Here is a 13,129-nt window from a genome sequence, read left to right as displayed (position 1 = left end):
CGCCACTACGACCATGTCCTGGCCTGGCACTCCGGCGGAAAGACGTCCCTTGCCAACGGCGCAGGGCTCTGCGAAGCATGCAACCACACCAAAGAAAACCCCGGCTGGAACACCAGACCAAGCGATCAGGGACCACGAACCCTGGAGATCAGAACCCCCACCGGACACCGCTACCAATCCACAGCACCACCACTCCCCGGAACCATCAACCCAGCAACTGCACACGCTGACCGGTCACCTGTTAACGGGTCCATCGCGGAGGGAGCCCCGAACGGGCCGCCGATCGACGGGAACCTGGCGGCGGGAGCCCCGAACGGGCGGCCGGTCGACGGGAACCTGGCGGCGGGAGCCCCGGAAGGGCCGCCGATCGACGGGACCCTGGTCGCGGGAGACCCGGACGAGCCGCCGGGGGACGGGAGCGTCCCAGCTCTCTTCAGATCGGGGACACGAACCCGCTCACGAACCCCGGCAACAGTCCTGTAGCCATATGCCGCACTATTGCCGCATGCCGCGAGCCACAATTCCGTTCAGTCACGGTTTCTGCGCTGTCCAGCAACGCACAGACTCACGAGCTGCTGGGCTAAACGAGTTCCAGTTGGTCGGCCACTACCTTTCCGGCGTGGATGACAGTGCGGTCCTTGCCGCGGTCCATGACGGTGGACGCCACAGTCTCGCCGTCCACCAAGAGCAGTTCAGCGGGGTCGCCGATTTCGACTCCGGGACGGTGGGCTGTGTCCTTGAGCCGCGTGGCACCAGGATCCAGGATGCTGGCCCCGCCGACCGTCGCTATGGCAAGGCAGTGCTCAATGAGCTCGTCCTTACGGAAACCGTGCGTGAAGGCGAGCTGCCAAGTCCGGTCCAGCATGTCCGTGTTGCCGTAGGGGGACCAGTAGTCACGCTGGCCGTCCTCGCCCAGGCCCAGCCGCACGCCGGCCTCGGTGAGGAGAGGAATGGGCAGTTGTCCCGAAGCGGCCGGAGCCACGGAAGCCAGCGAGACATCGAGCTCGGCGAACGAGTCGATGAGGCGCCGCGTGGTGGCCTCGTTTACGCTGCCCAATTGGTAGGCGTGGGACATGGTGACCTTGCCCTGCATGCCCAAGGCACGCGTGCGCTCCAACACCAAATCAGTGCTGAAGACCCCCAGCTCGCCCGGCTCGTGCAGGTGGATGTCGATCGGCACTTGGTACTTTTCTGCCAAGCCAAAGACGATGTCCAGGTGCTTTGCGGGGTCCCGGTCCAGCGAGCACGGGTCAATCCCGCCCATCACGTTGGCTCCGGCCTTCAGCGCTTCTTCCATGAGCTCAACGGTGCCGTCTTCAAGCAACAAGCCCGCCTGCGGGAAAGCGATGATCTCCACGGACGCGCGGTCCGCAAACGCGTCCTTCGCGGCCGCCACGGCCTCGAAGCGTTCCAGCCTGCAGTCCACGTCCACTTGGGCATAGGAACGGACGCGGGTGGTGCCGCGGGCGATCATGCGGCCCAGCGTGTCGTTGACCCGGTCCTGCAGCGGAACCTCGGCGTTGCGCCAGTTGAGGCGGTCGTTCATCATCATGGTCCAAACGCCCGGACCCCCGGTGTGTTCCCGGAAGGGGAGGCCGATCCGGGTGGAGTCCAGGTGCACGTGGACGTCCGAGAACGACGGCACCAGAATGCGGTTGCGGCCCTCGACGACGGTGGTACCTTCCGGTACCGCCCTGGCGGGGTCATGAGGTTCGACGCCGGTGATCTCGCCGCCGCTGAGCATGACATCGCTCAACGCCTGCCCCCACGGACGGACGGCACGAATCAGGGTGTTCACTGTTTCTCCTTTGATTGTGGATCTATTGCACACCCGCCAACACCTCGGCTGCCACCCCGGTGTGGTGGCAGGCCGGAGCGGCGGAGGTAGCAGTTGCGGGGACCTCGTTCATGCACCGCTGGCGTTGCTCTTCGGGCAAGGTTGCGATCAGCGGGCAACGGGTCCGGAAGACGCAGCCGCTCGGCGGATTGGCGGGAGAGGGCAGGTCTCCGCGGAGCCTGATCTTGACCTGTTCGCGGGCAGCCCGGGGATCCGGGAGCGGCACGGCGGAGAGCAAGGCTTTGGTGTAAGGGTGGCGCGGTTCGCTGAACAGGGAGTCCCGGGTGCCTTGCTCCACGATTTTTCCGAGGTACATCACTGCCACCTCATGCGAGATGTGCCGTACCACGGAGAGATCGTGGGCGATGAAAATGTAGGACACACCGGTATCCCGTTGAATCTGCTGCAAAAGATTCACCACCTGCGCCTGCACGGAGACGTCCAGGGCGGACACCGGCTCATCGCACACAATCACCGAGGGGTTCAGGGAGATGGCCCGGGCGATACCTACGCGTTGCCGCTGGCCTCCGGAGAACTCGTGCGGGAAGCGGTTGTAGTGTTCGGGCTTCAAGCCAACCTGGTCCAGGAGTTCCTTGACCCGGTTTTTCAGTCCGCCTGGCGGGTTGATCTTTTGGGCGACCATGGGAGCAGCGATGGCCGTGCCGACGGTTTGCCGCGGATTCAGGGACGCGAAAGGGTCCTGAAAGATCATTTGGACCTTGCGCCGGAAGTTGTAGAGCTCCCGGCCACGCAACTGGCTGATGTCCACACCGTCGATCATGATGCGACCTCCAGTCGGGTCCATGAGCCGGGATACCATCCGGCCTGTGGTCGACTTGCCGCACCCGGACTCGCCCACGAGTCCCAATGTCTGGCCGCGTCCCAAACTGAACGTCACGCCGTCGACCGCTTTGACCGAACGCTTGGCGGCACCCGGCAGGAGGCCGCCCTTGAGCGGGAAGTGCTTTTGCAGGTTCTCCACCTGGAGAATTGGCTGGTTGTCCATGGCGGTCCTAACGCGCAGTACGGATGGTGAGGAGCTGCGGACCGCTCAGGTGGCAGCGTTTGCCGTGACCGTCCTCGACGATGAGATCGGGCCGCTGGCTGGCACACACGCCGTCACCGGCAAGGTCGGCGTACTGGCACCTGGCGCTGAAGATGCAACCCTTGGGCAGATCAAGGAGCGACGGCGGCTGGCCGGGAATCGGATTCAGCTGGCCGGAGGAACCGGTCAACGTGGGCATCGAGTTGAGCAGGCCCAGCGTGTACGGGTGGCGGGTGTCGTAGAAGATCTCGTCCACCGGACCGGATTCCACGCATTGGCCGCCGTACATCACCAGCACGTTATGGCACACCTCTGCTACAATGCCGAGGTCGTGGGTAATGAGGATGAGGGCTGAATTGGTTTCCTCCTGCAACTCAAGCATGAGGTCCAGGATCTGCGCCTGCACGGTCACGTCCAAGGCGGTGGTGGGCTCGTCTGCGATCAGCAGTTCCGGCTCGCAAATCAAGGCCATGGCAATCATGGCACGCTGCCGCATTCCTCCGGAGAAGTGGTGCGGGTACTCATCGAAGCGCTGCTCAGGGCTGGGGATGCCCACCCTTCCCAGCATCTCGACGGCGGCTGTCCGGGCCTGCTTCTTGCTCGCCTTGTTGTGGACCAAGTACGCCTCGGCGATTTGATGGCCCACCGTGTAGAAGGGGTGCAGGGCCGAAAGGGGATCCTGGAAGATCATCCCGATGTTGCGCCCACGGAGTTGCCGCATGGCTGACTCCGGAAGTGTCACAAGATCCTTGCCCTGGAACATGGCTTGTCCGGTGACCTGCGCCGATGTTCCCTTGAGCAGGCCCATCAAGGCTTGACTCGTGACGGACTTGCCGGAGCCGGACTCACCGACGATGCCCAGCGTCTGGCCGCGTTCCAAGGTGAAGTCCATGCCGTTGACGGCGGAAACCAATCCGTCGTCGGTAGGGAACTTCACAGACAGGTTGCGGACGTCCAGGAACGCGGTGGTGCCCGCCGGGACAGTGCTGGTCTTTTGCGCGAGTGGCATGTGGGTCATTGGAGCCTCACTCGGGGATCGATGGCGGCGTAGGCGAGGTCCACCACCACGTTGGCGACGATCACGAAGAACGCGGCCAGCATGGTGATGGCCATGGTGACAGGCAGGTCGCCGGAGATGGCAGCGTGCACGGCCGTGAAGCCGAGGCCGGGGACGGAGAAGATTTGCTCGGTTAGGACGGCGCCGCCCAGGAGCAGGCCGATGTCCATGCCGAGCATGGTGACCACTGGTGTGATGCCGGCCCGGACGCCGTGTTTGAACGTCACTGTCCTCGGGGCGAGGCCCTTGGCGCGTGCTGTTCGGATGAAGTCCTCACCAAACGTCTCGATCATGTTGGTGCGGGTGACGCGAATGTAGGAGGCACTGAAGAGCACGGCCAGCGCTATCCACGGCAGGAGGTAATTCGTCACCCACGCTCCCGGACCTTGGGGGCCGAACGGACTGCTGATCTCGTTGGTGGTGAAGGGCAGCAGATGCAGTTGGTTGACGAACAGCAACAACAGGAACAAGCCAGTAACCGGGATGGGGAGCGAAACGCCCACCGAAGCCGCCCCAACAATGAACTTGTCCATCGGAGAACCCTTGCGCAGGGCGGCCAGGAGGCCGAGGCCCACGCCGGTGATGGTCCAAAGCACCAGCGCCCCGATGGCCATGGAGAAGGTGTAGGGGAGCGACCGGGCAATGATGTCCGCAACGTTCTCGTTGGTTTGGAACGACTTGCCCAGACACGGCCATTCGCACAGGGTCTGCGCACCGGCGGCACCGATCATCCGGGGAGAGAACAGGCCCCGCATGTAGTCGAGGTATTGCACGAAGAACGGTTGGTCCATGCCCAAAGCAACCCGGGCTTCCGCAACGCGTTCCGGCGTGCACTCCTGCCCGCAAGCAGCAGCGGCAGGATCAGAAGGCCCAAGCTGGAACAACGTGAAGGTGATGAAACTGACCGCGAAAAGAAGCAGGACCAAGGAACCGGTCCGGCGAAGAATGAAAGTGATCATGGTGGTTGGAACTAGTGCTCGACGCCGACGATCGAAAGGTCGATTCCGCCGAAGAAGTAGCCAACCTGGGCGTTCCGCACCTTCGAACCCACCACGGAGTTGGTGTGGGTGCGGATCAGCGGAACGATCGGGTAGGTCTTCAAAGCCGTGCCGAATGCCTCAGACCACTTCTTGCCCAGTTCCTCCGAGGTGCCGTCCGTGCTGCGGAGCTCGTACATAGCCTTGGAAACCGTGGGATCGAAGTAGCGGGAGGTGTTGGAGAAACCGTAGCTGGTGCCGTCATTGTTCGGTCCCAGCAGGGGGTCTGCGGAGGTTCGGATGGATGCCGGGTCGGCGCCACCGCACCAGCCGGAGCGGCCCAGGTCCGGCAACTGCTCGCTGGCCATGATCGAGTAGTAATTCGGGGCAGGGATGGCTACCAGTTCCACATCGATGCCCAGTGCCTTAAGGTTCTGCTGGATCACGGTACCGGTGTTCTTGAAGGCATCGCGGTTATTGGCGTAGCCGTAGGTGAGCGTCTTGGGATAGTCCTTGCCTTCAAGCAGCTTCTTGGCTTCCTCCAGTTTGGGCTTGCCCGCGGGGTCCAGTTCCAGCTCGGTCTCAACGTACCCGCGCATCTTGTCATTGAGCGGGCTCTGCGTCAGTTCGCCGAACCGGCGTCCGCCGTACTGGACCAGGATGGACTGCCGGTCCAGTGCCAGCGCGATTGCCTTGCGGACATCCGGGTCCTTGATCTTCTGGGTGTTCAGGCTCAGCACGTCGTTGCAGCCGAGGAGCCCGGACGCCACGCGGTCCTTTACCTTGGCATCGGCCAATTTCGCGGAGTCCGAGGTCTGCAGGGCGCCGTTGGAGTCGAGCGTGATCGCGTTGGGATCAGAGTCCGCGAGTAACTGCTGGCTGATGGTGGCCTGCGACGTGGAAAGGGAGAAGCTGAACGTATCAGGGAGTGCAGAGCGGTTGGGGTCCGTGGCAGGGTCCCAGTGTGGATTGCGGACCAGCTTCAGCGACTTTCCGCGGTTGTAGGACTCCACCATGTACGGGCCGGAGGACACCGGATGGTTGGTGTAGTCCAGCTTGGTGTCCTTGCCTGCAGGAACCGGAGCCGTGTTGGACCGAGAGGCCAACGCGGGGAACTCGGCAAATGGCTTCTTCAAGTGGAAGACAATAGTGCGCTCATCGGGCGTTTCAACTGCCTTGAGCACAGCGGAAGGATCCTTGTACGGCCCCTTGTACCCGCCGGCGTCGAGCGCTGCATTCAGTTCCTGCGGCGCCTGGGTGAAGACATCCTGGGCGAAGGTGCGTTCCACACCGTACTTGATGTCCGCCGAAGTGATGGGTGTGCCGTCCTCGAACTTCACGCCGTCCTTGAGGGTGAAGGTCCAGCTGAGCCCGTCGTCGGAGACCTTGCCGGTGTCCGTGGCGAGGTCCGGGACCACTGTGGGAGGCTGCCCCGCGGTCTCCTTAGCCATGGTGAGGGTCCGGTAGTACAGCTGGCCCACGTTGGCCGTCTGTACGTAGTTGCTGTTTCCGGGGTCCAGGGTCTGGAAGTCCGAGGACATGAGGACGTTGAGGTTGCCGCCCTTGGTGTTGAACCCGGACTTCACCACTACCGGTGCCAGTTCGGTGACGGACTCCGGCTTGGAGTTGTTGGCCTGGTTTTGACCTGCGCTGCAGCCGGCGGCCGACATCGCGATCAGCACGGAAAGCGCCAGTGCTCTCGTGGGGGTTTTCATGGTGCTCCTCTTGAAGGGTGGGTGAAACGGAGATTTAGTGGCGGGATGCTTTGGGGTCCAGGGCGTCGCGGACTGCGTCGCCCAGGAGGTTGAAGGCCAGGACGGTGACAATGAGCATCACGCCCGGGACGGCCAGGAACCAGGGATCGCTGAGGTACCAGTTGCCTGATTGTGCGGCGTTGAGCATCTGGCCCCACGACGGCGTGGGGTCCTTGACGCCTACGCCCAGGAACGACAGGGCTGCTTCAGCGGAGATGTTGGTGGGAATGAGCATGGTGGCGTACACCAGGACCACACCCATGACGTTGGGGATGATCTGGCGGAACAGCACGCTCACGTGGGAAGCCCCGAAGGAACGGGCGGCTTCGACGAACTCGCGCTCGCGGAGACTGAGCACCTGGCCGCGGACAATGCGGGCCAAATAGGCCCAGCCGAAGAAGCCAAGGATGATCACCAAGGACGCCATGGGAAGGAAGCTGCCTTCACCCAACGGCGTGTCCCGGAGTCGCGATTGCAGGATCGGCGTCAGCGAGAGGACCAGCAACAGGTGCGGGAACGCGAGGAACAGGTCCATGATCCGGCTGATGATGGCGTCGGTCTTGCCGCCGAAGTAGCCCGCTGCCGCGCCGAGGACGGTCCCCAGCACCACGGAGACGGCGGTGGACAACAGTGCGATGGTGAGCGATACCTGTCCGCCGAAGGCGAGCCTGGCAAAGAGGTCGCGGCCCAGCCCGGGTTCCACGCCCAGCCAGTGCTCAGCAGATGGGTACATGTAGCCGGGCAGGGGCAGGCCAGGTGTCTGGAAATCATCCAGGACCTCGGGGCTGGTGTTGGAGGTGAAGGGATCATTGCCGGACATTGCACTGAGTACCGGGGCAAGGATGGCGAACAGCATGATGGCCACCACGACGCAGAGGCTCAGCAGCGCAACCTTGCTGCGCCGGATCCTCAGCCATGCCGTGGCCAGCAGGGACCGCGCTTCAGCGGGGGCGGCAGCCGTGCTGTCCGGCGTCGTTGCCGTGGGTAGCGGTGGGCTGCCGGTGTTTGATTCGACGGATTGTAACTGGGTCAACCGTTTGCTCGTTTCGTGAAGGGAGCTGACTCCGGAAAATCTTGTATACCAAAATAGACTAGAGCACCTTTGATGGGATGTAAATCACAATTAATGTACTGTTTGGAATACCAGAGACTATCTGACCTGAGCGAAGGAGCTCCTGTGCACCTCAAGACCACCGCCCGCTATGTACTGGGTTTTCTCGATGGACAGCATGTGCTGTTGGAGGATGCCTGCGTGGTCTACAAGGGCAGCACCATTGAGTACGTCGGCCATGACTACCAAGGACCTGTGGACGAAGAACGGCACCTCGGCGACGCGCTTTTGATGCCTGGGTTGATCGACCTTGACGCCCTCACGGACGTCGACCACCTCATCCTGGACAGCTGGGCAGGTCCGGAGCTCGCCAAAGGGCACCAGTGGTCCGAGGACTACTTCAGGAACCGTCGCGAGGATGTTTTTACGCCCGAGGAACGCCAACAGATCCGCGAGTACGCACTCATCCAGCTGGTCCTGCACGGCATCACCACCTACATGCCCATCGCGTCAGAGGTTCACTCCGAATGGGCAGAGACGTTCGAGGAACTCGTCGGCATGGCCGAGACCAGCAGGCGGCTCGGATTGCGTGGGTACTTGGGGCCCGCCTACCGCTCGGGCGTGAACGTGGTGCTGGAGGACGGCGAACGCTCAGTGATGTTCGACGCCGATCGCGGCCGTGGGGGATTCGCGGACGCCTTGCGCTTCATTGACCACGTGACGGGATTGAACGATCCGTTGGTCCAAGGGGTCCTGTTGCCGTGCCGGATCGAGACCCTGGACATCGAAACACTCAAGGCGACTGCTGTGGCTTCCGGGGAACGGGACGTACTGGTTCGCTTGCACTCGCTGCAGGGACTCGTGGAGCGGGACCTCATCCTGGAGTGGCATGGCGTTACGCCCCTTGAGCTCTTGGACCAGGTGGGCCTGCTCAACCAGAGGCTCTTGATTCCACACGCCACCTACATCGACCGCAATCCCGCCGTCCATGGGGAAGACCGCGGAGACCTGGCCAAGCTGGTGGCCAGCGGGGCCAGCATCATCCACTGCCCACTCACGTCCATGCGTTATGGCAGCACCCTCGATTCCTTCAACGCGTACAAAGAAGCGGGCGTCAACATCTGTCTGGGGACCGACTCGTTCCCGCCGGACCTCATCCGCGGGATCGACGCCGGGGTGCAGTTGTCGAAGATCCTCGCCGGTAGGAACGACGCCGGCGACCTCGCCGGATATGTCGATGCCGCCACACTCGGGGGAGCCCGCGCCCTGGGCCGCCCCGATCTTGGCCGGCTCGAAGCCGGTGCCCAGGCGGACATGGTGGCCTTTTCCCTGGACGACATCCGTGACGGTGTCCACGACGATCCCCTCCGCAGCCTGACCCTCAACGGGACGGCACGCCAAGCTGTCCTCTCCGTTGTGGCCGGACGGACCATCATGGCCGATGGCCTGATCGCGGGAGTGGACCTGGATACCTGGCGTGGCAAGGCCCAGGTTCTCTTTACGAAAATGCGTGAAGCCTACACAACCCGGGATGCTTTGAAGCGTCCCGCAAATGAGCTGTTTCCTCCCGTGTATGCTCGGTTGGAGCAGTGAGCGGAACCGTCCGGCAAAGTCGCACGGGCGCACGCATGAAGGGGAGTTTGAGAGTGGCAGAGGCGATCCCGGAAGCCGGCAATGTCCGCGATGACGAAGCCCGTGCGGAGTACGTTTATCAGTTGGTCCTGGAGGGCATCGTCTCCGGTTCCTTCGCCCAGGGATCCCGCCTCCGGGAACGCGAACTGTCGGAGATGTACAGCGTTTCCCGGATCCCCGTCCGCGAGGCCATCCAGAGGCTGGAGCAGGACGGCTTCGTGGCCACGTTCCCCCGGCGTGGAGCAGTGGTCCGCCAACTGACCCTGACCGACGTCAACGAACTCTTCGATGTACGGCTTTGCCTCGAGACGTTTGCAGCGAAGATGGCGGCCACCCGTGTTGCCGAAAGCGGCGACGGAGGGCGCCTCGAGGAACTGATGGAAGCCTCGAAGGCGGCCATCGACGAAGACCGGACTGACGACGTCGTACTTATCAGCGCCGAACTGCACGCCGAAATTGTGCGCCTTTCCGGCAACCGCCTTCTGATCGAATCCGTCAAGCCGCTGTTCGGGCGCATGCGCTGGATCTTCGGGTTGGCGCACAACCGCAGCAACGAACTCCAGCGGGACGAGCACACTGAACTGTGCAACGCGATCCTGGCCGGGCGACCCGAGTTGGCGTACTCCCTGGCGTACTCGCACATTGAACTGGGCCGCCAGCCCGTCCTGGCCGGGCTGGCGGAGACCCTGGAGCCCTAACCGGACCTTTGGGAAAGCCCGTCAGTCGTCGGCGTCGGGGTATTCCTCGTCGTCGTAGCGGCCCGACTCCTCAACCTCCACTTCCAGGATCTTCAGCATCTCCGTGTCCGGGTTCAGCATGATGGCGGCTTCGTCCCGGCGGTGCTGCAGGACCGTGTCGATGTAAGACTGGACGGTCTCGGCCAACGGAATGTAGCGGTCCTGCTTCTGGCTCATGTACCAGCGGTGCTCCAGGACCTCGTGGACCACTTCCGCCGGTTCCAACTTCCCGGCCAGGTGCCGCGGGATGGACCGCACGATGGGTTCGAAGATCTGGCTGACCCAGGCGTGGGCGCTGATTTCCTCGTCCAGGTCCGGGTTGTTGTCCGCCCGGAACTGGTCCATGTCGTTGAGCAGCCTGCGGGCCTGGTTTTCCTGGGCGTCCAGGCCCGTGAGGCGCAGCAGCCGGCGCTGGTGGTGTCCGGCGTCCACCACTTTGGGCTGGAGTTGGATGGTGGAACCGTCGGCCGTGGTCTTGATGGCATATTCTTCGACGTCGAAACCGAGTTCGTTGAGCCGTCGGATACGTGCGCCCACGCGCCAACGTTCGCCAAGTTCGAACGATTCCTTCTCCGTCAGCTCCGCCCAAAGCCTGCGGTAACTGTCCATGATCAGCTCACTGGTGGCCACCGGATCGACCTTCTCCTCGATGAGCCCGCCATCCAGGAGGTCCATGAGCTCGCCGGCGATGTTCACGCGGGCAATTTCGAGGTCGTACTCACGCTGGCCCTGGGACAGGTCCGGGTACAGCTCGCCCGTCTCGGCGTCCACCAGGTAAGCGGCGAAAGCGCCGGCGTCGCGACGGAACAACGTGTTGGAGAGCGAGACATCGCCCCAGTAGAAACCGATGAGGTGCAAGCGGACCATGAGCAGGGCCTGTGCGTCGATCAGGCGGGTCAGGGTGTCCTTGCGCAGCATCTGGGAGAACAGTGCACGGTAGGGCATGGAGAACTTCAAGTGTCGGGTGACCAGCACCGGGTTCAGCGGCTTGCCGTCGGCGGTGGTCCGTCCGGTAATGACCGCCACAGGCTCCACGCACGGGACATCCAGCCGGGCGAGCTTTCGAAGCATGTGGTATTCATGCCGCGCCACGTGCTCTGACGTTTCCTTGATGGCAATGACCGAGCCGCCCAAGTGGGCGAAACGCACAATGTGCCGGGAGATACCGCGGGGGAGCGCGGCGAGGTACTCCGCCGGCCATTCCTCCAAGGCGATGTGCCAGGGAAGGTCCAACAGTTCAGGATCAGCGGCAGCAGCCGTGATGTTCAGCGAGCCAATGACGCTGGCTGGAGGGGCCGAGTCCTGCGCGCTGGCCGCTTCCGTCCGGGGGAGCTTGCCGATCTGCCCGTAGTCGGTTGGTTCGTCGTGCCACTGGGCTCCGTTTTGCTCGCTCATGCCTCAATTGTTCCGTACTCAGGGGTGCTGTTCGGTTCTGTGAACGGATCCGCCGCTGTGGCGGACCATTCGACGTCGGACGCGGCCTGGAAGCCGACGCCCTGGTTGGCGAGCCGCTCACCAAAGGCGCCAAGCCGACGTCGGAAGTCACCGAGGTCCCGGTCCTCCTGCCGGGACCAACCCACCTCCGCCAGCGAGACGGCCCTGGGGTACATGAGCCAATAGGCCTGCTGGTTGCCACGCACGGTTTCGGTCCAGAGCGGACCTTCGACACCGAGCAAGTGCTGGTCCTCAAGGCCGCCCTGGGCCGGATTCCATTGGTAATACTCAGACCACGTGAAGGGGCCGCCCTCCACCCAGGACAGGCCGATGGGGCTGCCGGAATCGTATTTCTGGTCCAGGTACGTGTTGGCTGCCGGTGACATGATGACCCTGGACCCGCCCTCTTCGGCCTGCCGGACCACCGGCGCGAGATCGCCCCACCAGTACTGCACCACGCTGCCGCGCGGGAGTTCCACCTCCGCGTACTCGTTCCAGCCCACGACAGTCTTGCCCGTTGCGGCGCCGATCCTGGCGAATTCCGTCACCATGGCCACGTAGTTGTCGTGCCCGGTGACGTGGGCTTCGTCCCCGCCGATGTGGATGTAGGGACCGTCCGTCATGGCAGCGACCTGGCCCAGGACTTCGCTGACGAACTCGTAGGTGGCCGGCAGGTCAGCGGTCAAGGTGGAGTAGCCCACGTCCCCCGTGGTGTTGGCGGGTTTGGCGATGCCGTCCGGGTTCAGCTGGGGGATCGCCGCCAGCGCCGCATTGACGTGTCCGGGAAGGTCGATTTCGGGTACCACCAGGATGTTCCGTGCAGCGGCGTAGGCCTGGATGTCCCGGAAATCCTGCTGCGTGTAAAAACCGGTGTGCCCGGGCGTGAGCCCGACGCCCGGATGGTTCACTGCGCCGCCAACAGCGGTGAGGTTGGCGTAGTCCAGCCCCGACGGGTTGTTCTCCGGCATGACGATTTCGATGCGCCAGGCCTGGTCATCGGTCAGGTGCAGGTGAAGGGCGTTCAGTTTGAACTGGGCCATGACGTCGATCTGCTCCTTCACCTCGTCCACCGTGAAGAAGCTGCGGGCGACGTCCAGCATGAGGCCGCGGTAGGCGAAGCGCGGTGCGTCATGAATTTCGACGGCGGGAATCGCCCAGGTGCCTTCCCCCGCGAGAGGGTCCGTGGATTCGGGCGATTCGGTGAGAGAGCGTTCGATGGAAGGGGCGAAGAGCTGACGGAGGGTTTGGATTCCGTTGAAAAGCCCTGCCGGTGTTGATGCCCTCAGCCGGGCGCCAGCGTCGGTGACGGTGAGCGCGTAAGCCTCCGGGCCGCCGTCGAACGCTTGGTCCAGCTCCAGGGCGATGTCCCCGGGGCGGAAGTCATTGGCCAGTGGAAGGTCGAAACCGGTGCCGCGCCGGAGTAGCGTGGCGAGCTGTTCGGCGACCGGTTCCGCTCCGGCGGAGGCGGCAAGGCGGGTGGTCGCCGTCAGCCTAAAGGCCGTGCCGTCCAGGGCAGTGACGTGTTGGGGCCGGGGGATCAGGTTGTCCGTGGAGTTCATACCGTTCTTTCCGACAGAGAAGGGGTTAACGAGAGAGCGGCCCGAC

11 protein-coding genes are annotated in these 13,129 nt (G+C 63.5%); 3 read left to right on the top strand and 8 right to left on the bottom strand.

Translation table 11 applies throughout. The annotated features are described in order from the left end of the window. The coding region (locus tag ACH488_RS07745) for an HNH endonuclease (RefSeq protein WP_397323301.1) at positions 1-483 on the top strand (483 nt) is incomplete at its 5' end. 97 nt (positions 484-580) lie between these two features. Here ACH488_RS07745 and ACH488_RS07740 read toward each other — a convergent pair. The 6 genes from ACH488_RS07740 to ACH488_RS07715 are packed head-to-tail and all read right to left on the bottom strand — an operon-like array spanning position 581 to position 7,703. After that, positions 581-1,798 (bottom strand): amidohydrolase family protein, encoded by a 1,218-nt coding sequence (locus ACH488_RS07740; RefSeq protein ID WP_397323299.1) that lies wholly within the window; start codon positions 1,796-1,798, stop codon positions 581-583. 22 nt (positions 1,799-1,820) lie between these two features. Further along, positions 1,821-2,843: an ABC transporter ATP-binding protein gene (locus ACH488_RS07735; protein WP_397323298.1), complete on the bottom strand. Its 1,023-nt coding sequence runs from the start codon at positions 2,841-2,843 to the stop codon at positions 1,821-1,823. Between the two features lie 7 nt (positions 2,844-2,850). Next, complete coding sequence (locus ACH488_RS07730; protein WP_397323297.1) at positions 2,851-3,891, bottom strand: ABC transporter ATP-binding protein; 1,041 nt, start codon at positions 3,889-3,891, stop codon at positions 2,851-2,853. Between the two features lie 5 nt (positions 3,892-3,896). Beyond that, positions 3,897-4,898 (bottom strand): ABC transporter permease, encoded by a 1,002-nt coding sequence (locus ACH488_RS07725; protein WP_397323296.1) that lies wholly within the window; start codon positions 4,896-4,898, stop codon positions 3,897-3,899. An 11-nt stretch (positions 4,899-4,909) separates the two neighbouring features. Continuing rightward, entirely contained in the window at positions 4,910-6,631 is a 1,722-nt protein-coding gene (locus ACH488_RS07720) for an ABC transporter substrate-binding protein (protein ID WP_397323295.1), read from the bottom strand. Positions 6,632-6,665: 34 nt separating this feature from the next. Beyond that, positions 6,666-7,703 (bottom strand): ABC transporter permease, encoded by a 1,038-nt coding sequence (locus tag ACH488_RS07715; protein WP_397323293.1) that lies wholly within the window; start codon positions 7,701-7,703, stop codon positions 6,666-6,668. Between the two features lie 144 nt (positions 7,704-7,847). On the opposite strand from ACH488_RS07715, the gene ACH488_RS07710 reads away from it, so the two are divergent. Both ACH488_RS07710 and ACH488_RS07705 read left to right on the top strand, forming a co-directional pair. Then, entirely contained in the window at positions 7,848-9,314 is a 1,467-nt protein-coding gene (locus tag ACH488_RS07710; protein WP_397323292.1) for a chlorohydrolase family protein, read from the top strand. 53 nt (positions 9,315-9,367) lie between these two features. Further along, complete coding sequence (locus tag ACH488_RS07705) at positions 9,368-10,051, top strand: GntR family transcriptional regulator (RefSeq protein ID WP_397323291.1); 684 nt, start codon at positions 9,368-9,370, stop codon at positions 10,049-10,051. Positions 10,052-10,072: 21 nt separating this feature from the next. On the opposite strand, the gene ACH488_RS07700 is transcribed toward ACH488_RS07705, so the two are convergent. Further along, a complete protein-coding gene (locus ACH488_RS07700; protein WP_397323290.1) occupies positions 10,073-11,485 on the bottom strand; it encodes a DUF4032 domain-containing protein in 1,413 nt (470 codons plus the stop codon). Then, the gene (locus ACH488_RS07695; RefSeq protein WP_397323289.1) at positions 11,482-13,083 is read right to left on the bottom strand and encodes a beta-N-acetylhexosaminidase; all 1,602 of its coding nucleotides are present in this window, start codon (positions 13,081-13,083) and stop codon (positions 11,482-11,484) included. The genes ACH488_RS07700 and ACH488_RS07695 overlap by 4 nt, the downstream gene beginning before the upstream one ends. Positions 13,084-13,129 lie beyond the last annotated feature (46 nt).

The organism is Paenarthrobacter sp. NPDC018779, from assembly GCF_044391085.1.
Taxonomy (GTDB): Bacteria; Actinomycetota; Actinomycetes; order Actinomycetales; family Micrococcaceae; genus Arthrobacter.
The sequence above is the reverse complement of the archived record's forward strand: the minus strand, read 5'-3'. Positions and strand labels throughout refer to the sequence as shown.

Excerpts from the sequence above, each read along its gene's own strand:
- ACH488_RS07720 (WP_397323295.1), bottom strand. The coding sequence starts at position 6,631 with ATGAAAACCCCCACGAGAGCACTGGCGCTTTCCGTGCTGATCGCGATG.
- ACH488_RS07725 (WP_397323296.1), bottom strand. The coding sequence starts at position 4,898 with ATGATCACTTTCATTCTTCGCCGGACCGGTTCCTTGGTCCTGCTTCTT.
- ACH488_RS07700 (WP_397323290.1), bottom strand. The coding sequence starts at position 11,485 with ATGAGCGAGCAAAACGGAGCCCAGTGGCACGACGAACCAACCGACTAC.
- ACH488_RS07730 (WP_397323297.1), bottom strand. The coding sequence starts at position 3,891 with ATGCCACTCGCGCAAAAGACCAGCACTGTCCCGGCGGGCACCACCGCG.
- ACH488_RS07695 (WP_397323289.1), bottom strand. The coding sequence starts at position 13,083 with ATGAACTCCACGGACAACCTGATCCCCCGGCCCCAACACGTCACTGCC.
- ACH488_RS07735 (WP_397323298.1), bottom strand. The coding sequence starts at position 2,843 with ATGGACAACCAGCCAATTCTCCAGGTGGAGAACCTGCAAAAGCACTTC.